Consider the following 25,807-nt stretch of genomic DNA (forward strand, 5'->3'; position numbering starts at 1 on the left):
AACCTAAGTATTTGAAAGTCAAGACTTTGCGTCAATCAGACCTCCACGGCGGGGCGTTGTGAAAAAACACCCTCTCCGGTAAACTAGCGGGTTCGCGAACGGGGTAAAACCCTCCGCGTTTGACGCTCTTTCATTATCGCATTTGGCACGAGAAGACACTTGGCTGACGACGGCGAAAATACCAACGACGGCGACGAACTCGAAGACGTCAACCAAGGCAATTCCCCCCCAGAGAACAACGCTGGTGGCGGGGACAATGGCGACGGCAACAACCCGCCTAATAATACCACCGCCGGAGCGGCTGGCTCCGACGACGAGGGCAATGGCCGCAGCAATATCCCCGTTGGCGGATCATCGGGCGGCTACGGTGCTCTTCGAATGGTCGATTTGCCCATCGAAGACGAATTGCGTGAAAGCTACCTGACCTACGCGATGAGCGTGATTGTCAGTCGTGCTTTGCCAGACGTCCGCGACGGTTTGAAGCCGTCCCAGCGACGAATTCTGGTTGCAATGAACGACCTGAATCTTGGCCCAGGCTCCAAGCGTGTTAAGTGCGCGAAAATTTCCGGTGACACGTCGGGTAACTATCACCCGCACGGGGAAAGTGTGATCTATCCGACCTTGGTTCGGATGGCACAAGAATGGAACATGCGTTGCCTGTTGATCGACAAACAGGGGAACTTCGGTAGCGTCGCCGGCCTTCCGCCTGCTGCGATGCGGTATACGGAAGCTCGTCTGTCCGCGACCGCGGCTCAGATGCTCGAAGACATCAAGCTCGACACGGTCGACTTTGTTCCGACGTACGACGAAGCGCGTACTGAACCAACCGTGCTTCCTAGCAAGTTCCCCAACCTGCTTATCAACGGTTCCGGTGGTATTGCGGTCGGGATGGCAACCAGCATTCCACCCCACAACCCGTCCGAAGTTTGCGATGCGATTGTCAAGCTAATCGACGATCCCGACACGACAATCGACGAACTGTGCGAGATCATTCCGGGCCCCGACTTCCCGACCGGAGGCATCATTTGCGGCCGGGCAGGAATTCGTCGCGGTTACAAAACCGGACGATCCACCATGGTCGTCCGCGCGAAGTGCTCAATCGAAGAGATGCGAGGCAACCGGTCACGCATCATTATCTCTGAAATCCCTTATCAACAATATCGCGACCGAATTGTTGAAAAGATCGCTGCCCTGGTAAACGGCGAGCGGATCAAGGGCATTTCGGCCATTCGCGATGAAAGCGATCTGAACGAACCGGTTCGTTTGGTTGTCGAACTGAAGCGGGGTGAAGATCCCGACGTCATCCTCAACCAGCTCTATCAGTTCTCGCCGCTGCAGGACACGTTCTCGCTGATCTTCCTGGCATTGGTTGACGGCAAACCTCGGGAGTTGACGCTCAAAGAAATCTTGATGGAGTTCTTGCGTCACCGCACGAACGTCATTCGCCGACGAACCCAGTTTTTGCTGGCCCGCGCCCGTCGTCGCAAGCACACCGTCGAAGGTTTGCTGCTCGCGCTCGCCAACATCGACGAGATCATTCAAACGATTCGTACCAGCCGGACTCAACCCGAAGCGAAAGAACGCTTGATGGGCATCCATTGCCCGGCGGCGATGCTAGAACGGGCATTGGGCGAGGGCGGCTTCAAACAATTCGTCTCCGAACGAGGTGAAGCGGATAGCTACACGCTCACCAGCGTTCAGACGGACGAAATCCTGCGAATGCGGTTGGGGCAACTCGTCAACCTGGAACAGGAAAAGCTGTCCGGCGAACACGCCGAATTGTTGACCGAGATTCTGGACTACCTAGATATCCTGAGCGACCCACAACGCGTCAGCAACATCATCAAGGAAGATCTGGAAGAAATGAAACGTCGCTTCGGCGACAAACGACGTACCGAGATCAGCAACGAAGAACTCGGCAACATCGACCTCGAAGACCTGATCACCGAGGAACCAATGGTGGTCTCGATCAGCCACCGCGGTTATATCAAGCGTACCCCAACGAGCGTTTACAACACCCAACGCCGAGGCGGCAAAGGCCTCAAGGGTGCCAAGAGTGACGACGAAGATCCGATCGAACACTTGTTCGTTGCCAGCACGCACGCTTACCTTTTGTTCTTAACGACAACCGGTAAGGTTCGCTGGCAAAAGGTATACGACATCCCGCAATTGGCCCGAGATGCCAAGGGCAGGGCGATCGTAAACCTGCTGCAAATGGAAGAGGGTGAGCAAATCGCACAGTGCCTAGCTGTTCGCGATTTCAACCAGCCTGGCCACTACGTTGCCATGGCAACACGCAGCGGATTGATCAAGAAAACGCCTCTGGAACAATACAGCCGGCCTAAACGAGGCGGCATCATTGCGATCAAACTTCGCGAAGGCGATGAGCTTGTCGATGCTGCTGTCGTTGGCCCTGGCGACGAAATGTTGCTGGTCACTGCTGACGGCATGGCGATTCGATTCCGTGAATCCGATTCGCGTCCGATGGGCCGGAACACTTCTGGCGTGAAGGGCATTTCGCTGATGGGCGAAGATCGTTTGGCCGGGATGGTTGTTACGGATCCTGACGCGACCCTGCTTACCGTTTGCAAGAACGGTTACGGCAAGCGGACTCCGTTCGGACCGAACGTTACCGAAGCCAGCGACGAAGCGGATACTGATGACACCGCCAGCGAGAGCACTGGCGATGAAGAGGCAAGCTCAACCAGCAGCTCCGCACGCTACCGAACTCAAAAGCGAGGCGGCAAAGGTCTGCGTGACATTCGTACGAGCGAGCGGAACGGTAAGGTGATTGGCATCGCCCGTGTCACCGATGAAGACGAACTCTTCATGATGACCGCCAAGGGTAAGCTGCAACGTATCCGAGCAGCCGACATCAACGTCATCGGCCGTAACACGCAAGGTGTTCGAATCATGAACGTCGATGCAGACGATCACCTGATCGCTGTCGTACGCGTTCCAGCCGAAGAGAAGTCGGAAGAAACGGCCGAGACCGTTACTGCAGACGCCGTCGCAACGCCAGAAGTCACGACGCCTGAAGACGGCGAAAGTGCTCCTGAGAATGCTTCCGAAAACACTCCGGAAACCAACCCGGAAAGCAGCGAAGAATAAGCCGCACGAAACGTTCGTCCGGACTTAATATTGAATCTTGAACCCAACGCGATCTGGCAACGGATCGCGTTGGTCGACGAGCACTTCATTGATCTTCATACTCATCGAAGATGCAACCCGCTTGGCTAGCTCGTCGACATCTTTGCTAGGCCCTTGGACGTCCATCAAAACGTCGCCGTCGGGTTCATTGCGGACGAAGCCCACAACTTGCAATCCACGCGATTGCTGAATCGCGTTGACACGGAATCCAACCCCTTGGACATGTCCTCGATACCGAAAGACAGTCCGTCGCACTTGCTGTTGATTCGCCATCAATTCGTTTCAAACACGAGGCCCACACGCAAACGGTGATACTCTAAAAGCTTCGCTTTACGCCGCGCGACGGATAGCAGTGGAAGGCCCGATGTGGCCACCGAGTGTTTCGATTTCAAGACTCAACAATTGCTTGACGACTCGCTTCGAATCAGGACGATCCAGTGGGTCTGGTGACACCATCTGTTCAATTAATTCCGCAATAGGCTCGATCGACGCGGAGGTCGATACGTTGGCCGCGGTCAGCGATTCCCACAGGATGCGTCCGAGAGCGAACGTGTCCATGGCAGGAAGGGCAGCGGTCGCGCCACTGGTCAATTCCGGTGAAGCGTACGCCGGAGTGCCTCGGAAAATCTGATGCATCGGCGTATGGGTCCGTGCCGCAAAACCAAGGTCGATCAAAGTCACATGCCCCATCGCATCGACCAAGATGTTCTCTGGCTTCACATCGCCGTGAACCCAACCGGCGGAATGCAGTTTTTCCAGCGATTGGGCGATCTGCCTTGCCCACCAAAGAGCGACTGGCACGGCGAAATGTTCGATTTCCGCAATTCGCACATTCAATGGCTGAGCATCTAATCGCGGCATCACCAAATAGGGAGCGTGATCGGACATCGATGCATCCAGAACCGCCACAAGATTCGGATGAGTGACCCCAGAAGCCTGAATCGCCTGACCAATTTGTCGTCCGGCCTCGCGGACGCGGTTGGGATTCTCGTGCCCGGCGTCGATAGTCTTCAAAACGTAGTCGTATCGCGGGTTGCCCTGCGAATCAGCGGGCTGGGCAGTGTACAAAAAGGTCCCGTTCCCAACGGCCAGGAGTTCGCCCAAACGCCAAATTCCTAGAATTGAGTTTGTTAGATCACGCGGACGATCGAACATCAGAATTTCCTGTCTGGGCAATGGTTGAAGCACTCAGTCTTCAGATCACGAACCGTTTACAGATCACCAAAAACTGAAGTTTTCGACTCACAAACACCGGCTACGTCACGAACACTGGCTCGTCATCGACCATTTGAGAGAGTCCGGACAAATTCAGTTTTGGCCCCCGGCATAATCCGCCAAACCGGCAAGAAGCCTTGCAGATCACGGCGTATTTCAGCCCGGTTGTATCGATTGCAGGGGCTCCGGCATGTTTCAGGGGAACTTTGTCGGTTCCAACGGCGTCGGAATGGCGTCATTTCGTTGACAGTTCACCATGCCCAACTAGACTCGCGATTGGGAAATTGAATTTCGACTTCATATCCGAGCCAATTTCCTAACAACGCTTTTTCCTATTCTGGTCCCCCGGCAGCCTGAGCCAACGGGGCCCCCTCGCCAGAGACCCTCGATGAATCCTCGTCAGTCTTCCCAACCGTCGTCGGATAGCTCTCCTTCTTTGGACGTGCAAGCTCCAGCATCCAAACGTGCTCGCCGACGGAAAAACACTCGTTCAAAACGCGTGGCCAACCGACGACTCACTGTCGAAGGTCTCGAACGCCGACAGCTACTCGCCGCCAACTCGATCGGCGCGTTCAGCAACATCGACGAATACGATGGCCCTCGGAACGTCGGCTCGGTTACCGCTTTTACCTACAACGAACGGGAAGACAGCGGCGAGTTTGGACAAAACGACAGCCGATTTACTTCCGAGCTAGTCCCACTGGGCAACGCTTCTGGCCAACGCGACACCGTAAATGTGGTCGGATCGGTGGGCTTTGAAACCGGTAACGCGGGCGGGTTCGTCACCGACTTAGACTTCTACAGCTTCGAACTGCAAGCTGGCGACATCTTGGACATCGCGGGATACGGCGCGGTGTCGTCATTCCAGCTTTATATGCCCACCGATCTCAGCTCGGCTCCGCTCGAAGCACAATCTTTGGCCGGCCAAGTTTGGATTTCACAAGACGGCTCTACTGACGGGACCGCCGCTCGAATCTCCGACGCGTACCCCATCAACTCGCCTCTGCAAACACTTGGTAACGTCAACGTTGCCCAGGTCGTTCCCTACGACGGTGTCTACACCATTGGCGTGTCAGCACAAACGATCACAGCAAACTACACGCTGGGCCTACGCACTTACCGTCCGGTGACCGAAAGCCTCGGTTCGGGACAATCGCAAATCGTTTACCTCGATTATGGCGGAGGCGTTGTTGCTCGTGATGAATTCAACTTCGACCTCGGTGGCGATGGTGTATTCCAAGGCGGCGTGTTTGTTATTCCGCCGATCGAGCAAACCTTAGAAGATGCTGGCCTTGTAGCCACACCGGACCGTTACACCGAAGTTGCCGACCACATCACCGAAACTGTGTTGGAACGGTTCGCTGACTTAGGGAACTACACCAATAATGGCGACTACGCGAGTACATTCAATCCTGGTGAATACGGGATCTCGATTCTCAACAGCTACACCGACCAAGCTGAGTACTTTTCGCTCATAAGTGCCGGTGTTCCTGTAACCCGGGTTGTATTCGGTTCAACAACCAGTTTGACTGGACTGACCGACACTGACGGTTTTGGGGGAATCTCTCCTACTGTCGACGTCGGCAACTTCGACCTTGGTGAAACCGTTCTTGTTCTGGTTGATAGCGAAGTCACGGCCGCCGATGGCGTCACCCATAGCGCAGCCCTAAGTGATTTTGAAGTCCTCGGCCTCGAAATTGGTGCAGCAACTTCACATGAATTAGGTCATGTGTTTGGCCTGCTGAACACCAACGGCGGCAACCAAACTGCATCGCTCGGCGATGGTGCAGGTGATACCAACCTAAATGGTTTGGGCGTGGGTATTGATGGAATCTTGGGCACCATTGATGACATCACCCCTCGCTTCGTCACCGACCTAGTCGACCCCGCTGGCGATATTACTTTCGGCCGACTGTTCAACGGTGAATCTCTTGCTCACGTGCTATCAACCGGCCGATCTGGCGGCGGTGGCGGCGGGAGCGTAACCGGCACCATTTTCAATGACGCCAACGGCGACGGAAGTTTCGTCGGTGATTCAGGTGTATCTGGCGTTACCCTTTACTTGGACCTCGATAGCGATGGGGTACAAGATGCTGGCGAACCGACCACACTTAGTGCCGCCGATGGTTCCTTTTCGCTAAACGGTCCTCAGGGCACATACACTCTTTACGCCATCGCTCCGAGCAGCCTTTCGACTGCCGGAACCTTAACTCGGTCTCAGTCGGTCACGATCGGAGCAACTTCGGTCAATGCTAATTTCGGCTTCTCCCAGATCGCTCCTGATGTCACTGGACGTAAGTTCTCCGACGCAAACAGCAATGGTGTATTCGATACTGAAGACCGTGGTGTTGCCGGTGCCTACATCTATGCTGACCTCGACGGCGACAACCGTCCTGACTTGTTCGAGCCTTTCGATATCACCGACCAGAACGGCAACTACTCGTTAAGCATTCCAACCTCTAGCATCGGTCAAACATTTGCCGTACGCGAAGTGGCCGTACCTGGATTCGAATCGACTTTCCCCGTTAGTGGCGAGCACATCATCGTCTACAACGGTAGCCCTTTGGCTGGCTCGTACGACTTCCGCGGTCGCTCTTCGCGTGACTTCGGCGATGCCCCGGACAGCTACATGACAACGAGTAGCGCTGGCGGCCCTAATCACATCGTCAGCTCAGCAGTTCGAATCGGGGCCACGATCGATAGCGAAAGCGATGGCTCGCCAAGTGCCGATGCATTGGGTGACGACGCCGTCAACTTCTCCACTGGTGCGATTGATGATGAAGACGGTGTGGCTGTCATTCGTCCAATCAACTTGATCTCGTCGGGTCAGTTTGAAGTATCACTGACCAACACGTCCGGCAGTACTGGTTACCTACAAGCCTGGGTGGACTTTAATGCCGATGGTGACTTCAACGACTTCGGCGAACAAGTTGTTACCAATGGTGTTTATGGCACGGGCACAGCAACGATCGACGTTCCATTGCCAACTGGCTTTAACGCTTCTGCAGTTACAGCAAACGGCTTCGTCGACACTTATGCCCGATTCCGCTACAGCTTAACGCCGGGCCTCCCTATCGGCGGCACTGCGGACACCGGTGAAGTCGAAGATTATCAGATTCGCATTCTCCAGTCCGATGAGCTTGCCAACGATGACGACAACATCCAAGTACCACGGAACGCGTCTAACTTCCTAATCAATGTACTGGCAAACGACCTGAACGTAGCTGACAACCCGCTATTCATCACGGGTGCGAGCAGCTCCAACCCGAATAGCACGGTCAGCATTGGCCCCGGTGCCGTCGGTCAACAGACATTGCTGTACACACCCGCCGGCGACTTTACCGGGTTGGATACGATCACTTACTTTGTTGCTGACCAGAACGGTAACACAGACTCCGCTACTGTGACCGTAAACGTTGTCTTCCAGTCAGCGAATCCCATCGCCGTCGACGACATCTACCAAGTTGGAAGTAACGAAACTGGCATCCCGCTCAACGTACTTAGCAACGACATCCAGTCGACCAACGGTGCGTTGTCGATCACGTCGGTTACGCAGGGAAGCAGAGGTGGAGTGGTCTCTCGAACGACTGGTAACCTCGGCCTTCGCTACACACCTGCAAGCGGCAATACCGCTTCGGAGCAGTTCACTTATACGGTGATCGATGGGGTCGGAAACACCTCGACCGCCAACGTTACCGTCATTCTGACTCCGGAATCAGCGGCTAATGACAAAGCCGCTTTCAAGATTGAAATTCTTGACCAGAACAACGACACCGAATTGCTAACACTGCAAGCCGGACAAACCTTCCGTGTGCGAGTCTCCGTTGATGACATCGCCAGCCCTGACTCCGACTTCGTCCAAGGTGTTCAGTCGGCCTATACAGACCTTCTCTACACGTCCGAGTTGGTTACACCGGTGGACACTGATCCTACCGATGCGTTCCCGTTTGATATTACATTCGGCCCCAAGTTCGCTGCCCCATCGTTCTCGCTAGGCAACACGCTCACGCCTGGTCTGTATGACGAAATTGGCGCGACCCAGTCGACGATCAACCTGGATACGATCGGCACTTCCAACGACCTTGCGTCGCACACTGGATTTACTGAACTGTTCACATTGACGATGCAAGCCACGGGTACTGGCTTAGCATTGTTCCAGACCGATCCTACCGAGGCTGCGGTCGCTGAAACCATCTTGATTCCCGATACGGGTGTGCTTCCAACGGCACTGAACTTCGACGAAATCGCCTACGATTCGCGAACGATCGAGATCGTTCCTGCGGGTTCCGGTTACCCGGTGGCGTTGGACGACTCTTACCCGGCCGGTGGCACCGCTATTGCGGGAAGCTCGACCGTCATCTTGGATGTATTAGCCAACGATGCAAAGGTTGGTACTAATACGATTACCAACTTCCAAATTCGTAGTGGACCAGGAAATGGATCGGTTGCCTTCAGCACCAACGGAACGACAGACCCGTCTGACGACAAGATCCTCTACACGCCTACCAGCGGTTTTACTGGATACGATGAATTCAGCTACAGCATCACGGTTGAAAGTGACGACTTTGGCACCGTCAGCTCGATCGCCAATGTCAGTGTGGTCACCGGACAGGTCTCCGACCCATTAGCTCAGTTTGACTTTACCGTTGTCGATGAGAGCGGAGTTGAAATCCCTGTTTTGGCGGGTAACAACTTCCCAATGGTTTCAGTCGGCGAACGTTTCGGAATTCGCATCGATGCAATTGATCTGGATGTCTTTGGCAACACCAGCAACGACGCTGTCTTCGCTGGTTTCCTCGACATTCTCTACAATTCGAACTTGTTAGAGACCATCGCGGTTAACAATGGCGGCGATCCCAACGTATTCGACTTTGACGTCGAGTTTGATTCCCAGTTCTTGTTGTCTTCTGCCGTTGGTTCGGCCGAATTCCCGGGCATCATCGATGAGTTTGGATCGAACAAAAGTGGTACGGGGAGCACAGGGACTCGATTGGCAACGGTATACTTCCGTGCTTCGCAAACCGGTACAGCCACAATCACCGGTTCACCCGCGGACCGCTCTCCTTTCCAAGACACGCTGCTAGACAATGTCGATACCCCAGTACCGGTAGAGAACATTATCTACGATTCCGTCTCGGTACTGATCGCCAATGGCAGTGGAACCAGCGGATCTGGCGAACCACTTCACAACCATGCGATCCCCGCTGACGTAAACGGTGACAACCTCGTCACAGCGATCGACGCATTGTTGGTTATCAACGAGATGTCTCGATTGAATGCTGAAGGCGAATCCGCTTCAACGTCAACTGCGAAACCGTATTATCACGATGTGAACGGCGACGGTCACGTGACTGCGATTGATGCTCTTCGCGTCATCAATCAAATCAACCGATCGACCGTGACGTCAGGCGAACCTCTCGCTGCCGTACCTACAACGAATGTTTCCAGCGACGCAGAGATTGTGCTCGATCAATCGATTGAATCACTTGCTCAGGATGCCAAGATCGTTGGTGGTGCATCTTCAATTGAAGATGCTTCCATTGTCAGCGTGGCAACTGACTCTTCGGTTGCTGGTAACGACGACGATGATGACTTGTTGAGCCTGTTGGCTGACGACATTTCACAGCAATAACATTGCTTAGAAACTCAGAATGCAATCGGCCTGTTGTGCCCCTCAGACCGGTTGCATTTTGTCTTATTGCGACGCTTTCATTAGCGGACGCGACACTTGAATTCAATCAAGACACTGTCGCCAACCGCCAATTCTTCTTTCAGCGTCCAGATCAACTGTGCTGAACCGGCATCGTTGGGGCGGGTTTGGAACTCCGCCTTGATACTGGCTGATTGACTGTCATCAACATAGGCCAAGCGGGTCGTCAGGTTGTCAGTCACAACAACATCGGACACCGGTGAATCACCAACATTCTGCAATCGCAGAGCGAAGGTAACTTCGTCGCCGATACCAGCATGTTGCTTGTCGGCGAGTTTGATCAAGTTCAACCGGCCAGCATCTGGGAAGTCATAGACGACTAACGCGTCAACATTCTGGTCGCGAGTCAAAACCGGCGGTTTCAGATCAAGAATTTCGACTTCGACGGATTCATCGATGGTCCAGGTATTTGCCGCGATCGCGAGTCGCTCGATGACCGCAAGTTGGGACTCGTCTATTTCGGTCAATCCAACATTCTGGATACCCGTTAGCAAGGCCATGTTCTCTCCAGCCATTTCCAACTGCTGAATGTTCTCAATGCGAACGCCTCGGTTGCGATCTCGCATCGAGTCAACACGATGCGTAAACTCCGCCTGATCAACCTCAAGCGTATCGGTCATCACCAAACCCGGCAGATCGTAATCAACACCGCGAGCGCCCACCGGGCGTTCGACACCGGAAGCAGCGATTGAGCGATCGTTCAAGAGAGCACCAGTAATCCGCCGAACCGATCCAAATCGAGGCGAGTACACACACACACGATTCGAAGCGGTGAATTCGATCTTTCCACTTTCGGTTGTGTAGTGGCTAACCGTGTCTTCGGTTTGCAGCCCCATGATTTGGTCGTCCGTTCGCAATCCAGCCTCGGGTGCCTGGTCACCACCGTCACAAAGAAACTCTTGTGGATCGTAGTACCATCGCGGTGGCACAGTTGGCATTACATAACTTGGCGTGATGCAGGGTCCTGATGTCGCACACGGTCCCACGGAACACGGATTACCTGCCGCATCGTCGCTACACGGCCCGAACTGACAGCCTACATCGTCACCGACGTGCACTCGGTCTCGGAATCCGACTTGCTGAATCGGGGCAGGGCAGGGCGGTTGGTTCGCAACAACGGCATCTTTATGAAATTGCGAACTGGCAGCCCGAGCAATTGCGGGGTCTGCGGTGCGACTCGCTTCCGCTGAAATATCACGGTGGGTTTCTACCTTGGTGTTATCAGCGACTGCCGCATCATCTGTTGCGATAGCGGTTGACTTCGGCGAAACCGCAGCGGACCGATTCAGGCCAGGCAGCGTCGCACAACCGCTAAAGAACCAGGCACTACACAGGAGAGTCCAGTGTGTCCATTTTGGCACGGTGGATTCAATCATGGTTGCTGCTCGAAAATAGGTGCCCAACTTGGGTGACCAAAAAAGAACTGGGGCTTTAACACTTCTGCACGCGGCGGCGACATCGAACCGATCCGCAAAATGGCGACGACACGACCACGTAAATCGGCGAGCCGCAACGGATCCTGGTACTCCGGAACATCGATCGTCATCGGACCTTCGGGAGCCTGTTCCAGCGGCACAGCCGTCTGCGGGTCTTCCAGAAAGATGACACGGGTGACAAGCTGTCCACCTATCGCGGCCGTCAAATCGTCTGCATCCAAGTTGACTGGAATGGGATAACTGGTAGCCAGCCCTGGCGGCGGATAAGTTCGGTCCACCATTTCCAGGGTGGGGTACAACTCAACGCCTTCGGAATAAGGAATATTACTGATCCGAAAACGGTACACCTGGCCAACCATCAAGCCGGCCATCAGGTTTTTCTGGCCCTCTGAAAAGCTACCGTACTGGGCCAGCGAAAACTCGGTGCCCTGAGGCCCAATGAACTGAACCGGTTGGTAATAGGGCGGCTGCGGGTTAGCGGTCAATCGCTGGCGAGTCGCCGCAATCACACCCGCAGGCATGTCGCCAGCAAACAGGTGATGTCGCTTCGCATCGGACAAGTAGTCCGATGGTTCAGCAGCATCGACGGAACCGGCACTGATCCAGCAGGTCAACAGCAACGCAGCGACCCACAGTCGGTCACGGCAACAATCGATTCGACAGGTTGCGGACTGATTCATGATTCCGTTCGGAAAGGCAGGTAGCATGATGGCATAGCTGGCATCATGCCAAACCGTTAGTAATCATCGAAGGCTTCGTAATGCCAGCGATCGCCGGCAACTCTACGAACCCAATGCAGGGCAGGCTTATGGCCCACCCTGCGTTAAGATCAACCTTGGCCTAGTAAACCCGTTCGCTAGGGTGTTCGTAGCCAGGTCGTGCGTTAGGAATTCCAGGATTGATGTTCTGCTCGGTAATCCGGATTCGGCTGACCGGGTTCGGATAACTCATGCCAGGTTGCTGGCGAACATCAATTCGGACATTGTCGACAGGGCGAGGAATGTTCATGTGAGTGTGGTTACGAATCACATGCTTCTTCAATCCTGCTGGAGCACCCAATGGAATGTGAGGCGGTCCTGGCAATCCGATCGGAGTTCCCGTGATCGGCATTCCGTACTGAGGAGCATTCACACCTGCGATCATGCCTGGAAGACCTGGTGGCATTCCAACCTTGCCCGCATTGGGACCGGATGCTCCGCCACAGCTTCCACAACCATCGGTCATGGCGGGAGCGAATGGAGCAGGCAAGCCAACGATGGGTGGTCCCATCATGCCGCCGGCCATTCCGCCAGCGAATCCGCTGCCGGCCATTTCAATGTCTTTGTCACCCAAGCGGATGATGGCCAGAATGCTACCTCGGCGATCGGCTTCGACGATGGGGTCGATGCCTGGATCAAGGCGAGTGCTGACCAATGTATCGATACCGGCCAAGGCAGGACCTTGAAACTCGGGATCTGGAAGGTAGATGACTTTGGTGACGAAGTTGCCCGTAAGCACTTGGTCAAAGTCTTCTTCCGTGAACTGCAATGGCACCGAGTTGTGGGCCAGGTAGGCTCCCGTTCGTGGGTTGGCGTATGCCAGTTCCACGGTCGGATACAATTCCACGCCGGGTCGGCTAGGAATGTTCGTCAATTTCAGACGATACAAACCACCTTGCGGGAAGTTCTGACGAGCGGGAACCACCATGGGCTCGCTGTCAAACATTCCTGCACCGCCGACGTCGTAACGCACGTGCATCCCATCTGGATTGCCGAACGTTACTTGTGCGGTTGAGACCATACCACCCATCATCGGTGGCATCATAACGCCGCCGCCCGGTGGAATGTTGCTGCCGCCGCCGGAAAGACAGCCACCGCCGCCTTCACCGTGACCGCCGCACCCACAAGCATCACCGCCGCCAACGTGTTGACGGAAGCCGACTTGTTGAATTTCTGAACCAACGCCGGATTCGGCTAGCTCTTGCAAAGTCGGGCCTTTCGGCGACGCTTCGCATACTTCACTGTCTGCGGAAATCATGTCGGCATCGCTAGGCATCCCTTCTACGGGAACTGCGTTCGAGGTTGCCGCAGCACCCATCGAACCATAAGCCTGAGGACCGAGAACACCGGGGCCAGGGCCGCCGACACCGGGACCGGGTTGCAACATCCGCTGCTCGGGCGGCAGATTGTGGCGAACCGGCACACACCCAGTGGCGATTACCGCCATGGTCGCCGTTAGCGCCAAATGAGTGACGATTCGTTTCATCTTTTTCCCCGTCTTGGGTCGCTGAGAATGGCATGGACTTGGAACGCTGCCGAAAACTAGGATTCGACAATGCGTAAGGAAATGATCCAAAACAGACCAATCCCTGCTGGTACGCATCGGCACGCTACCGCCGCGATCTTTGATAAAACCGTCATAACTTGCCCATGAAGATTGTCCCGCACGACTGCTCGCACCCAACCTGGGCGTCAAACACCGTTTTTTGCGGTGTCAAACGACCCCACCTCAGGCTGGGCGGGATTTTGCCAAAATTCTGCCAACCGGCGGGATCGAACCGATCATGGCCCCGGCGAGCTCTCAAAACGTCGCTTCGACGACTATTGACGGCTTCGCTCAAGAGAACGGCATGGATCTATGGCAGTACGATCGCGTTGTTGGTCGCTCCCATTACCGCCCAAACGCCATTCACATCCGACACTGCTGGACCCGCGCAATCGTTTTCGCAACCGACTGCCCAGTCAGGGACCAATCAATCAGGCCCGGCCCAAGACAATCAGCCAAGCACCCCGGGGATGTCGGCGAATCGATCCCTTCCCTCTGCAGCGACGGGGGCACTGGCGACTCAACTGAACGTCAGCCCGGCTGAACAACAGGAAAGAGCGATACGTCTGATCAACCGCGTCACCGAACAAATGGCACTGGGTCCCGCCTTCGACTGCAAAGTGCGGCAACGGGTCTGGGTCGGCGGAAGAGAAGTCATCGGCGTTGGCACCTACGAACAAGCCGGCGAAGGCAGTGGCCGATTCAACCTACAAGTCGCCATGCACGACGGTGACGGCAAACACACCCTGCAACAGATCAGTGACGGGCGTCTCGCTTGGACTCGCGAACAAATCGGCGATCAGATTCAGCTTCAGCGGGTCGATGTCGGACGTCTTGACCAATGGATCCAAGGATCCTCGTTCACTAACGGAGAGCTAGCGCAGCGGCCGACCGTTCAATCCAATCCATTGCCACCGAGCTTGCGAGTGGGCGGTTTCGCCGAGATGCTTGAGAACCTCGTTATGGACCACGACTTGAAAGTCGTTGCTGGGCAATTGGAAGAACGTGACGTCTGGATCGTTCGCGGATCTCTTAAGTTGGCAGTTCGCCGACGTTGGCTGGAACAATTTGGAACCGAACAATGGCCGGAACTGTGTCCCACCCAAGTCGTGGTGGCGATCGCCCGGACAGACTCGGCTGAAACTCAATTCGGGCAAGGCATCCCGCTACGTTTCGAATTCTGGACCGACCCTGCGGTTCCGAAACCGACTCCCGCGAACTCCTCATCGACCAACATGGCTGCTGACGATTCAACTGGCACACCGACTCAACTAGCGTCCCATTCGCTAACGCCGCCGACCTCAAGCGAGTCGGCAACCCAAACGAGCCCGCTTGCGGCCACTGAAGCCATAACCGACAAGACGTCCATCGAAGACCAACCCGATGCCATGCTTCCTGGAGCTCAGCACAGCCGCTTGGTTAGTCTGATCGAGTTGTATTCGATCCGCCGGATCATGCCCCCGCCCATTGCTCGTTTTCGATTCGATAATCAAGACATGGAAGTTAACTTCACGAATGAAACGGATCGCTATCTGACCCGGTACGGTATACAAATCACTGAACGGCAAAGTCGAATGCTTCGCCGGTAAACCTGAACCCAGCGGCTGTCATTACCGCTGGCTGCTCTACTTCCGTATGCCGATTTCCGCAGGCCACTTCCCTTACCAGTGACGGGAATAAGCCTCTTCTCATGGCACACTTCCCAAACGGTGTCCGACCGGCACATTATTTGCTAAAATTGAGCGACCGCTGGAGGGGTGTGACGTAGCATCCCGTTTCGTCCTCCGTGGAAATCGAAGATGAGTAACTCCGTAGCTGCCCAAGATTCACTATCAGGGCCACTTTGGAAATCACCTCAAACCTCTCTCGCTGCCGCCACGTCGGTAGCCACACTCCCGCCTTTGTCGCCATCGAACGACGCGGGCCCCCAAAAAGACGAAGTTGCTCACATGCGACGGCGTCTGTTCCGAACGCTCGACGAACCTGAGCTTCCAATGGTTGCTGTCGACTGCAGCACCGTCCCCATCGAAAGGCTTCGATCTTTGGGTGATCGCTTCTTTGCCGACGAGGAATTCCGGTACTTAAACAACCTAGTCGTTGCGGTGCCAACCGCTGCCACCTTTGCAGCATTACCAGAATTCGATGCGATCCAGCAGATTAAACAAACAGCCTTCGATATGGGGCTGGAATACAAAGTCAGTTGGCTGCTAATAGAGGATCCGGAGATCGAACTTCCGGCCCTAAAAACGCTTGTCGCTCAGCAGGGCGGCCAGTGGTATGAAAGCACCTAATTGCACCCCATGACTGAACAAACAATCCGGCTTCGAGTTCGGTACGATGAATGCGACCCGATGGGCTTGGTTCATCACTCGAACTACATGCGTTACTTCGAGATCGGCCGTACTGAACTACTGCGTTCTTCTGGTGGCCGATATCGCGATGTGGAAGAGGCGGGATTGTTTGTCGTCGTGGCAAGAATTGATTGCCGATTCAAGAGCCCCGCTAGGTATGATGACGAAATCGACGTCACCACCAAAGTTGCTACGGTCACGGCCGCAAAGATCATTCACGAGTACGAAATTCGCCGCGATGAACAAATTTTGGTTCAAGCGACAGTCACTCTAGCCGTGATCGATGGTGAAGGCAGGTTGCAGCGAGTTCCCGAATCGATCATTCAATAAGCCTATGTATCAACCAAAGAATATTTCACGTCGCCAAGCCCTATCAGGACTGGGCGGATTAGTCGCTGGCGTCGGTGGCTCAGCATGGTTGGGGCAGGGCAGGGCGGTGGGCCGATTTGGCTTGATGGCGGATCAACCCGAGTCGCCACGACAACAACCGCTGCCCACCGATCTGGCCGGTCCTTCGGACGACCAAACTCAAAGAGCTTGGCTGCGTAAGACAGTCAAAGCTGGAATGATCAAAGCCACCCCAAATGCTGACTGGGTCGCGCGACTTCAAATAGCGAAAGCGGCTGGGTTTGAAGGTGTTGAACCCAACACCGGTAAACTCGACATTGCGGCGATCAATCATGCCGCAAGCGAAGTGGGTATCGAGATCGATGGCACCGTCGGCGGCTACCACTGGAAAACACGACATACCGATCCGGACCCCAAAGTACGTCAAGAAGCCCAAGAACTACTCACCGCGTCACTTCGGCAAACTGCTGAACTGGGTGCAAAGACTTTCCTAATCGTGCCCGGTCACGGAAACGATGGCACCCCCGAGGAAGTAAAGCAGCGTGCTTTTGATGCCATCACACAAGCGATTCCTCTGGCCGATCAACTTGGCGTTCACATCTTGATTGAAAACGTGTGGAACCACTTCCTATACGACCATGAAGGTGATCAAGATCAGTCCGCTGAACCGCTAGCGGACTTCGTCGACTCCTTTGGAACCGACACCGTGGGCTTGCAGTTCGACCTGGGCAACCACTGGAAGTACGGCGATGTTGCGCAGTGGATCGAGACGCTTGGCAGTCGGATACAAAAACTCGACATCAAGGGTTTCTCGCGAAAACAAAATCGCTTCACCGATATTACCCAAGGCGATATCGATTGGGCGTCTGTCGAAACGGCGCTGCGCAAGATCAAGTTCACCGGCTGGCTAGCTGCAGAAGTCGGTGGCGGTGATCAAAGTCGTCTCACGATGGTGGCAAACCAGATGGAAACCGCCTTGCACTGTAATCGACCGACCCACGCATGACTCATACCCCAAACCAGTCATCGCCTGAGTCATCATCACCTGTACCAGCTAGTCCCGGGCCAGCTAGCCCTGCGCCCGCGTCTTCAGATTCGTCCAAGGCCACCGAACATGTGTCGGTCATGCCCAACGAGATCGTGCACTGGGTGGGTGAGATCCAACCTCGCACAATCATCGATGGCACCTACGGTGGCGGTGGCCATACACGGCTATTACTCGACGTCCTCGCATCCGACCCACCGGCTGAATCATCTAGCGGTCAGCCAAAGAAACTCGCGCCGTTGATTATCGGGATGGACCGCGACCCGGGCGTCATTGCACGTGACGATCAACCGGGCGGCCCAGGCTCTGATGAACGGATTGAATTGTTCACCGGCAGCTACGAAAAATCACCCGCTGCACTTGCACACTGCGATCGAACGCACGCCGATGCATTTGTCATCGACCTTGGATTGTCCAGTGACCAATTGGCCGATCGCGAGCGTGGCTTTAGCTTCACCATTGCGGACGCACCGCTCGACCTGCGGTTTGATCCGGAATCCGATATCCCCGCATATCAGTGGCTTGCATTCAAGGAAGAAAAAGACATCGCCGACGCGATCTACCAGTACGGTGAAGAACGCTACAGCCGCCGAATCGCTCGACAAATTTGCCTGCGTTCCAAACAGCGGGATCCCGTCCGCACGGTTGGTGACTTGGTCGATATTTGTCGGCGTTGCGTCCCCCGATCCAAGAACCACGATATCCATCCGGCAACCCGCACGTTTCAAGCGTTACGGATCGCGGTCAACGATGAACTAGGTATTCTGGAACGCACTCTTGCGTCCGCTCCTGACTGGATTGCCCCCGGCGGCCGCGTCGTCGCGATTAGCTTTCACTCGCTGGAAGACCGCATCGTCAAGAACGCCTTCCGCGATGACGAACGGTGGGAAGTCCTCACCAAGAAACCGTTGCGACCTACCGACGCTGAACTGCAGTCCAACACGCGCAGCCGTAGTGCAAAACTACGCGTCGCTCAACGTCTAGCTTGATGTAACTCGCCAGCCCTTAGGCGGATCCAGCAAACCGAACGCTTCGTGATACTCGCGCTGCCTTAGCTCGATCCAAACGAGTGTCTCTTGCGCCAGTGTACGGTGAACTGGTGCAAAGAATGACATCTGCACCGCCCGCGATGCCCGGCGATTTGCCTCCGTGAAATCTTGACGGGCCGCCGCAGCGATGGCTGCATTGATCCACGCGGCCGCTTGACCGGGATAGCGTTCTAGCGTTTCTTGCCAAACCCGCTCTGCCTCGGGCCAATTGCCCATCTTCGCCAGTTCATTACCTCGACGAACTGCTGAGCTACCTAAACGTAAACGCGGTTCGGCCAAACTAACACGTTGCCGATCTACGGAAACCGTCAACAGCGATACAGTTCGGCGAACTACCGCTTTTCTCAGCCGCTCACGAGGGTCCGAAACACTCATCAAGTCCGGATATTGCCATGCGATGAAATCCTGATCGACCGACACTGGAAGCCCCGCCGTGGTCGCACTGGGATCCAGTCCGATCAACCGCCAAACCACCGACAATCGCTGGTCGGAATCTTCGTGCCCTGTCGCGAAGATCACCTCACCTCGCAACAACTGGTTGACTCCCTGTTCACGGGCTGCGGCCGCGATTGAAAGGTCGCTTGATTGCGAAGTCAGCTCCAATTCAACATCTGACTTAGCATCCGTTCCAGAAACCAGTCGGATCGTTGGATTAGATTGCAAATCCGACGGTCGCATGAATCGCAGACGTCCAACCGTCGAATGATCGGAATCCGATTTGGCCAGCCGGTTCGTATGAGTCAGAAGTTCTTCCCCGATGGCGTCGGCGGTCTCGGTTGGCCCGGCAATTCCCATCAAGACGATGGATTTCTCATCGGCGGCGGCAATTTCGGGTGGTTGCCAGACATGAATCGGTGCCCAAGTTCGGCATCCCGCGAAGCAACACACCATGACCAAACAGCCACAAACGAGCCCGGCACGTCGACTGGCTGAACGGCTTAGCTCTTCGAACACAGATGCATCAAAAGTGGGTGCGAGGAAGGGGGCACGGAGCGGTACTTCGACCAATTATCTAGGACCGTAGCCAAACACGATCGGCCGCGACAAGCTATGTTAGATGCCATCTAATAGATTTCCCGCCAACACCCCCGTGAAACTCAGCCTCAAGAAGGAACCGATCGCTCATGGCTTCGCTGTTCGTGATTCGTGGACGAGATCAGGGGAAGCACTTTCAGCTATCTGCGCCCGTAACCCGGCTTGGGCGGGAAGCAACCAACGACATCCAATTGCTAGATAACGAAGCCTCTCGGGGCCATGCGGAAGTCCGTTCCGACTTCACCACGGGACGGCACCAACTGATTGACCTGGCTAGCAGCAACGGCACCCGCGTTAACGGGCAAAGGATCCAGCAACGCGACCTTGCTAGCGGCGATCGAATTGAAATCGGCAACTCGCTGCTGATTTTCACCGGTGGCGCCAACGCATCAGCGATGGATGCCGTCCACGGTGTCGACATTGTTCAGCAAGTCCGAACTGGCGATGCTAGCCGAATCGTTTCTTCGTTTTCACGAGACCCGAAACCGGCAGCCACGCCTGCCGAACTGCCCGGTACCAGCGGAGGCTTAGAATCGCCTGCAGCGACCTCCACAGCATCCACACTCGATTCCGATCAATCGCTGGAAGTGATGTACCTGACTGCACTCGCGGTAGGACGCACCGACGATCTTAACGAGGTTCTTGAACGAGTCTTAAAGCTAATTTTTGATTGGGTCGAAGCGGACCGCGGATGTGTGATGCTCCGTGATCCAGAAACAAAGCGACTGACCCCTGCGGCACGGTGTGACCGTGACTCGCTGACCTCGCCGAACGCGCCGTCCACTAAGAAGCCGGGACGCATCACCATCAGTCACACCATCCTTGACTATGTGCTGCAACGAAAAGAGGGCGTTCGAACCAGCGACGCATTGGATGACGAGCGATTCGATAATGCCGCATCGATCGTTCAAGGCGGTGTCCGTGAAGCTCTCTGCGTACCGCTACAAGGTCGCTATGATGTCGTCGGTGCACTGTATGTGGACACCTACACATCACCCGGCGAATGGATCAAAACCAAAGGTGCCACTCGCTTCCATGACGATCACTTAAAACTGATCACCGCGATCGGACACCAAGCCGCGCTGGCGATCGAAGATACGTTCTATTATTCAGCCTTGCTACAAGGAGAACGGCTCGCCGCGATGGGCCAGACCATCGCCACACTATCCCACCACATCAAGAACATCCTGCAGGGCGTTCGCGGTGGCAGCTATCTGATCGAGTCCGGTTTGCAAAAAGATGACACTGAAGCGATTCGTCGCGGTTGGGCGATCGTCGACCGCAACCAAGAACGGATCAGCAATTTGGTTCTCGACATGCTGACGTTCTCCAAAGAACGTGAACCTCAACGAATCGATGCGGATCTGAACGACACCATCCGCGACGTGATGGAATTGATGCAGGGCAGGGCAGGGGAGGCAGGAATCGAATTCGAAATGGACCTCGATGAAAACCTACCAACGGCCAGTTTTGATCCTGACGCGATCCATCGAGCGTTGCTTAACTTAGCGACCAACGCCATCGACGCTGCCCAGGCCAGTGTTTTGATCCACAGCCGCTTTGATGCCGCCGTGGGTTGGATCATTGAAGTGATCGACGACGGCGAAGGTGTCCCTGAAGAAGAACAGGCTCAGATTTTCTCGCTGTTCGAATCGAAAAAGGGAGCTCGCGGCACCGGACTAGGACTCCCCGTGACCGCCAAAATCATGCAAGAACATGGCGGCATCGTCAGCGTTGAAAACGCCACCGACGGCGGCGCCTGTTTCCGCATGATCCTGCCCACCAGCGGCACAGACATCCACGAAACATCGTCCCGCGACACGCAAATCTAGTTACGATGCAAGCCGCTGAAACTCTCGCGAAACGCAAACATACGCCTCAGCTGCGCCGGGTTGGCCTAAGCCAAACACTTCGCCAGCGCTTCGCGGACCACTGGCAAGACTCGTCCCTGAACGTCGTCGAGTGTGCCTTCTAAGAATGCACCGGCAGCCGCTTTGTGACCGCCACCGCCGAACTGCTGCGCAACCTCATTGCAGTCCATGCCACAACGACTGCGGAACGACAACTTGAATCCACCGCGAATCTGACCGACGAAGATGACCGCAGCCTGGGTCCCACGGACGGCAAGAGTTAGGTTAATCGCATCCTCGGTGTCATTAGGTGCTGCACCACAACGTTCGAAATCTTCTTTGGCGACGTGTGTGTAGACCAGCGTGCCATCCATTTCGGCAACGGTGCGAGACAGAATCAAGCCACGCAATTTCAATCGCCCCAACGTGTCACGTTCATACAAGTCTCCATAGACCTCACTGGGTACCACACCGGCATCGATCAATCGAGCAATCACGCGATAGGTTTCCGATGTCACACTCGGGAACCGAAACCAACCTGTGTCTGTTGCGATCGCAGCGAAGATCGGCACGGCCATTGTTCGAGTGATTGGCACGTTCAACGCATCGGCTGCTTGGACGACCAATTGCCCAGTCGCTTCGGCCTGGTAGTCCTTAAACATCCTTGCGCCCAAATCGTCTTCACCAACATGGTGGTCAAGCACCATCTTGTCAGCTCGAGACGCGCGGATGACATCGCCCATATCACCGAGTTGTGCCCAAGCACTTGTATCCAAAATCATGATGCAATCCGCAACCACGTCGGCTGCCTCGACACTATCGCCAAGAACATCAATATTGCCGGCCGGATCGAGAAAGGACAACGCCGGTGGTGTCCGGTGCGCGTTGATGATCCGCACATCTTTGCCAACCGCACGTAGGACTTCCGCCATACCAAGTTCACTTCCCAACGCATCACAGTCAGGTCGAATATGACTGACCAAGACGAACGATTGATAGTGACTGATCTGATCGACGAAGGCTTTCCAGTTGACGCTCACAGCGGCACTTTCTTTAGATAACGTTAGAATGATTGAGGAACGATTGCTCGAACGGACAGCAAATCGGCATGAAGTTGGCTCACCAAGGCAGCCGCATCAGGAAACTTCTGGACACCGCGAACTTTCCCCAACAACTCAACTGTCAGGGCTTGGCCATAAAGGTCGCCATCATAGTCAAGCAAGTGAATCTCAACCTTGGTCTTTCGGGTTTCATCAAAAGTGGGGTTGGGGCCGATGTGAATCGCCGCCGCATACCGATCCCCGTCCTCAGTGGTCGCGAGGCCTGCGTAGACTCCGTTATCGGGAAGCATCTCAGCAATCTGTTCCAGGTTCGCAGTTGGGAATCCTAGCGTGCGACCCCGACGCTCCCCACTGGCCACGATTCCCGCGAACCGATAAACGGATTCGAGCATCTCGTTGGCAAGCGAAATTTCTCCCGATGCGATCGCTTCACGGACCCGTGAACTGCTGACCATTCTTTCGTCACGGACCGAAGGCTCTACCACTTCAAAGCAGATATCCTTTTCCGCACAAAGCTCGGCCAACCGAGTCACGTTGCCGGTACGATCACGCCCGAAATAGAAGTTGGGTCCCTCCACAACCGCCTTGGCCTGCAAGGCATCGACAACCAAAGTCGAGAAGAAGGCTTCCGCGGTTTGGTTTAAGAACTCACGAGTGGATTCGCACACCAACAAGTAATCGATCCCAACCGACGACATCAGTTCAGCGCGGCGGGGCAGGGTGGTCAAGGTCGGCGGCGCCCCATGCGGTCTCAAGACCGAAGCGGGATGCGGGTCCAAGACGATTGCAATCGCCGGTCCAGCGACTCGCTTGGCGGCATCGCAAACCTTGCCAAGCAACTCCCGATGCCCTTTGTGAACACCATCAAAATTACCAATGCTAATTGCACCGTTCTGCAATGAAGACATGCTACCGGGGATCGCATTGATTTCGCTAAGGCGAACCAGCTTGGTCATGTTCGAACTACTTCGGGAGCACCAAACAATTGAGGTCCCGAACCATCGTCAAAATAGACCCGATTACGCCCTCGGTTCTTGGCACAATAAAGCGCGGCATCGGCGCGACGCACAACCGGTCCGATCACCAACTCATCACGCGGCTCGCTGAGGCCGATACTCATAGTTACTTCAACAGAGATTTGACCGGCCATGATCGGGACATCAGCCATCCGCTTTCGAAAATCATTGATCTTCTGGGCCGCAATTCGGATTGGCAACTCAGTCAGAATGGCGAACTCTTCACCGCCGAATCGGGCCACCATGGTGGCTTCACTGACGTCGCTACCTAACTGAGCAGCGATGCGTTGCAACACGACGTCACCGACCGGGTGCCCGTGAGTGTCATTGATGTTTTTGAAGTGGTCGATGTCGATCAAGATCAAGACGAACGACCCGCCACCGCCACGGTAGCTGCTAAACATTTCGTCTAACTTGACGTCGAATGCTCGACGATTGTAGAGCCCCGTCAGACCATCGGTTCTGGCCTCGGTCAAATAGGACTCAATCTGGCTGGTTTGTTCCTCGAGTTGCTTTTCAGCCGCCACCAACCGGGTTTGCAACTCTTCATTGGCTGTCATGACCTCACTGATCATAGTGAGCATCCGAGCGTCTCCAACGCTTGCCGATTCCGCCGATAACCTGTTGCCAGACTCTTGTTTGGCCGAGTTCACTTTGCTGCGAACGTCCTGGCGAATCTGCTTCAAATTCGCTTGGTAGTCAGACACATTGCCTGAATACTCTTGTGTCCAGCGTGCCAAACTTTGCAGCAACTCGACCATTCTTTGCCGATCATCTTCATCGGCGATTGCCGGCAGGAACGATTCCTCACGTCGTTTCGTCTTGCGAGTGCGCAGTCCAAACCAGTACCCAATCGCCAATAAGATCACCGCCAACATTAAACCGGCGGACAGGAAGATTGTATTGACCGGTAGCATTGGGCAGGTAGCAGCCTTACGTCAGTGACGAAATCGGATCGTGTGAGCGGATTAGCTCGCCACGAGCAATCACAACCAGACCGCTGTCGGTCACCGTTAAGCCTCGGGCGGCATCCATTGCCGGATCATAACCGATTTCTGTTTCCGGTGGGATGCACACACCCTTGTCGATAATCGCGCGGCGAATCCGACTGTGCCGCCCCACCTCCACGTTTTCAAACAGGATGCTGTCTTCGACGTTCGCATAGCTGTTGATGCGGCAATTCGCACCGATGATGGACCGCGAAACATTCCCACCACTGATAATTGCCCCTTGGCAAATCACCGAGTCCATCGCCACGCCACGGCGGCTGGAGCGTCCCTCACTACCGAAGACAAATTTTGCCGGAGGCAACTGGGGGCGGAACGAACGAATCGGCCAGTGCGAATCGTACAAGTTCAATTGAGGATCCACGTTGACCAGATCCATGTTCGCTTCGTAGTAAGCGTCCAAGGTACCGACGTCTCGCCAATACGCGTCGGACTTCCGGTTCTCGTCAGTAAACGGATACGCAAAGACATTGCTGTCCGCGATCGCCCCGGGGATGATATTCTTGCCAAAATCGTGGCTACTGTCCGGGATTGTCGCATCGTCGCACAAACGCTCGAACAGGAATCGAGTGCTGAAGACATAGATTCCCATCGACGCCAAACAAACATCTGGATTGTCGATTGTCGGTGTCGGATCGTCCGGCTTCTCTTCGAACTCTAGCAGCCGGTGATCCGCATCGACTTGCATCACGCCAAATTGATTGGCTTCTCCACGCGGCACACGAAGTGCCCCGACCGTAATGTCAGCCCCGTTGCGACGATGAAAATCGACCATCGGCTCATAGTTCATCTTGTACAAATGATCCCCTGCCAGAACCACGACGTACTCAGGCTGCTCTCGCTCAATCGCATAAATGTTTTGGTAAACGGCGTCTGCGGTTCCCTGATACCAGTTGTCATCGATCCGCTGCTGAGGCGGAACAACGTCGATGAATTCGCCCAGTTCGCGGCAAAAGTAGTTCGACCAAGCAACCTGGATATGGCGGTCCAGCGACTGCGCCTTGTACTGCGTCAACAACAGCAAACGCCGCATCCCGCTGTTCAAGCAGTTGCTCAGCACGAAATCGATGATTCGGTAGTCACCACCGATTGGCACCGCCGGTTTAGCCCGATCTCGTGTCAACGGCTCCAACCTGGATCCCCGTCCGCCAGCCAAAATTACAGTTAACGTGTTTTGCATTTTGCCAGATCCATCTCTTTTGCCCCGTGCAGAGCACCTAGTTATTTGCT

Annotated in this window: 18 protein-coding genes; 8 read left to right on the forward strand and 10 right to left on the reverse strand. The window is 55.1% G+C overall.

Going from position 1 to position 25,807, the window contains the following annotated elements:
• The first annotated feature begins 159 nt into the window (after positions 1-159).
• Positions 160-3,111 carry a DNA gyrase subunit A gene (gene gyrA / locus ACR3ZL_RS25295; protein WP_486173061.1) on the forward strand — a complete coding sequence of 984 codons (2,952 nt, stop codon included), beginning with the start codon at positions 160-162 and terminating at the stop codon, positions 3,109-3,111.
• Positions 3,112-3,135: 24 nt separating this feature from the next.
• On the opposite strand, the gene ACR3ZL_RS25300 is transcribed toward gyrA, so the two are convergent.
• Both ACR3ZL_RS25300 and ACR3ZL_RS25305 read right to left on the reverse strand, forming a co-directional pair.
• Positions 3,136-3,423, reverse strand: coding sequence for an acylphosphatase (locus tag ACR3ZL_RS25300; protein WP_473650328.1), 288 nt, complete (start codon positions 3,421-3,423; stop codon positions 3,136-3,138).
• 57 nt (positions 3,424-3,480) lie between these two features.
• Positions 3,481-4,305 carry a serine/threonine protein kinase gene (locus ACR3ZL_RS25305; RefSeq protein ID WP_473650327.1) on the reverse strand — a complete coding sequence of 275 codons (825 nt, stop codon included), beginning with the start codon at positions 4,303-4,305 and terminating at the stop codon, positions 3,481-3,483.
• Positions 4,306-4,753: 448 nt separating this feature from the next.
• Here ACR3ZL_RS25305 and ACR3ZL_RS25310 point away from each other — a divergent pair, with 448 nt between their 5' ends.
• Positions 4,754-9,997: an Ig-like domain-containing protein gene (locus tag ACR3ZL_RS25310; protein ID WP_473650326.1), complete on the forward strand. Its 5,244-nt coding sequence runs from the start codon at positions 4,754-4,756 to the stop codon at positions 9,995-9,997.
• A gap of 80 nt (positions 9,998-10,077) precedes the next feature.
• Here the strand turns inward: ACR3ZL_RS25310 and ACR3ZL_RS25315 are convergent, their stop codons facing one another.
• From ACR3ZL_RS25315 to ACR3ZL_RS25325, 3 genes are all read right to left on the reverse strand, one after another.
• Complete coding sequence (locus ACR3ZL_RS25315; RefSeq protein ID WP_473650325.1) at positions 10,078-11,451, reverse strand: DUF11 domain-containing protein; 1,374 nt, start codon at positions 11,449-11,451, stop codon at positions 10,078-10,080.
• Positions 11,448-12,191: a hypothetical protein gene (locus tag ACR3ZL_RS25320; protein WP_473650324.1), complete on the reverse strand. Its 744-nt coding sequence runs from the start codon at positions 12,189-12,191 to the stop codon at positions 11,448-11,450. The genes ACR3ZL_RS25315 and ACR3ZL_RS25320 overlap by 4 nt, the downstream gene beginning before the upstream one ends.
• A gap of 160 nt (positions 12,192-12,351) precedes the next feature.
• Entirely contained in the window at positions 12,352-13,755 is a 1,404-nt protein-coding gene (locus ACR3ZL_RS25325; RefSeq protein WP_473650323.1) for a hypothetical protein, read from the reverse strand.
• 338 nt (positions 13,756-14,093) lie between these two features.
• Between ACR3ZL_RS25325 and ACR3ZL_RS25330 the strand changes: the two genes are divergently transcribed.
• From ACR3ZL_RS25330 to rsmH, 5 genes are all read left to right on the forward strand, one after another.
• Complete coding sequence (locus tag ACR3ZL_RS25330; protein ID WP_486173062.1) at positions 14,094-15,404, forward strand: hypothetical protein; 1,311 nt, start codon at positions 14,094-14,096, stop codon at positions 15,402-15,404.
• A 210-nt stretch (positions 15,405-15,614) separates the two neighbouring features.
• Positions 15,615-16,106, forward strand: coding sequence for a hypothetical protein (locus ACR3ZL_RS25335; RefSeq protein ID WP_473650321.1), 492 nt, complete (start codon positions 15,615-15,617; stop codon positions 16,104-16,106).
• A gap of 9 nt (positions 16,107-16,115) precedes the next feature.
• Positions 16,116-16,496, forward strand: a complete 381-nt coding sequence (locus ACR3ZL_RS25340; protein WP_473650320.1) for an acyl-CoA thioesterase — start codon at positions 16,116-16,118, stop codon at positions 16,494-16,496.
• A 4-nt stretch (positions 16,497-16,500) separates the two neighbouring features.
• The gene (locus ACR3ZL_RS25345; protein WP_473650319.1) at positions 16,501-17,520 is read left to right on the forward strand and encodes a sugar phosphate isomerase/epimerase family protein; all 1,020 of its coding nucleotides are present in this window, start codon (positions 16,501-16,503) and stop codon (positions 17,518-17,520) included.
• On the forward strand, positions 17,517-18,548 hold the full coding sequence (rsmH, locus tag ACR3ZL_RS25350; protein ID WP_473650318.1) for a 16S rRNA (cytosine(1402)-N(4))-methyltransferase RsmH: 1,032 nt from the start codon (positions 17,517-17,519) through the stop codon (positions 18,546-18,548). Before ACR3ZL_RS25345 ends, rsmH begins: the two co-directional genes overlap by 4 nt.
• On the opposite strand, the gene ACR3ZL_RS25355 is transcribed toward rsmH, so the two are convergent.
• Positions 18,540-19,562, reverse strand: a complete 1,023-nt coding sequence (locus ACR3ZL_RS25355; protein WP_473650317.1) for a hypothetical protein — start codon at positions 19,560-19,562, stop codon at positions 18,540-18,542. The two genes, rsmH and ACR3ZL_RS25355, sit on opposite strands and share 9 nt — an antisense overlap.
• 170 nt (positions 19,563-19,732) lie before the next feature.
• Between ACR3ZL_RS25355 and ACR3ZL_RS25360 the strand changes: the two genes are divergently transcribed.
• The gene (locus ACR3ZL_RS25360) at positions 19,733-21,475 is read left to right on the forward strand and encodes an ATP-binding protein (protein WP_486173063.1); all 1,743 of its coding nucleotides are present in this window, start codon (positions 19,733-19,735) and stop codon (positions 21,473-21,475) included.
• Between the two features lie 65 nt (positions 21,476-21,540).
• Here the strand turns inward: ACR3ZL_RS25360 and ACR3ZL_RS25365 are convergent, their stop codons facing one another.
• From ACR3ZL_RS25365 to glgC, 4 genes are read right to left on the reverse strand one after another with little or no spacing between them, the layout of a single operon-like run.
• Positions 21,541-22,533 (reverse strand): DHH family phosphoesterase, encoded by a 993-nt coding sequence (locus ACR3ZL_RS25365; RefSeq protein ID WP_473650314.1) that lies wholly within the window; start codon positions 22,531-22,533, stop codon positions 21,541-21,543.
• Positions 22,534-22,556: 23 nt separating this feature from the next.
• Positions 22,557-23,510 (reverse strand): bifunctional riboflavin kinase/FAD synthetase, encoded by a 954-nt coding sequence (locus ACR3ZL_RS25370; RefSeq protein WP_473650313.1) that lies wholly within the window; start codon positions 23,508-23,510, stop codon positions 22,557-22,559.
• A complete protein-coding gene (locus ACR3ZL_RS25375; RefSeq protein WP_473650312.1) occupies positions 23,507-24,487 on the reverse strand; it encodes a GGDEF domain-containing protein in 981 nt (326 codons plus the stop codon). The genes ACR3ZL_RS25370 and ACR3ZL_RS25375 overlap by 4 nt, the downstream gene beginning before the upstream one ends.
• A gap of 16 nt (positions 24,488-24,503) precedes the next feature.
• Positions 24,504-25,757 carry a glucose-1-phosphate adenylyltransferase gene (gene glgC / locus ACR3ZL_RS25380; RefSeq protein ID WP_473650311.1) on the reverse strand — a complete coding sequence of 418 codons (1,254 nt, stop codon included), beginning with the start codon at positions 25,755-25,757 and terminating at the stop codon, positions 24,504-24,506.
• Between the last annotated feature and the right edge of the window lie 50 nt (positions 25,758-25,807).

The organism is Rhodopirellula sp. J20-39 (genome assembly GCF_057365095.1).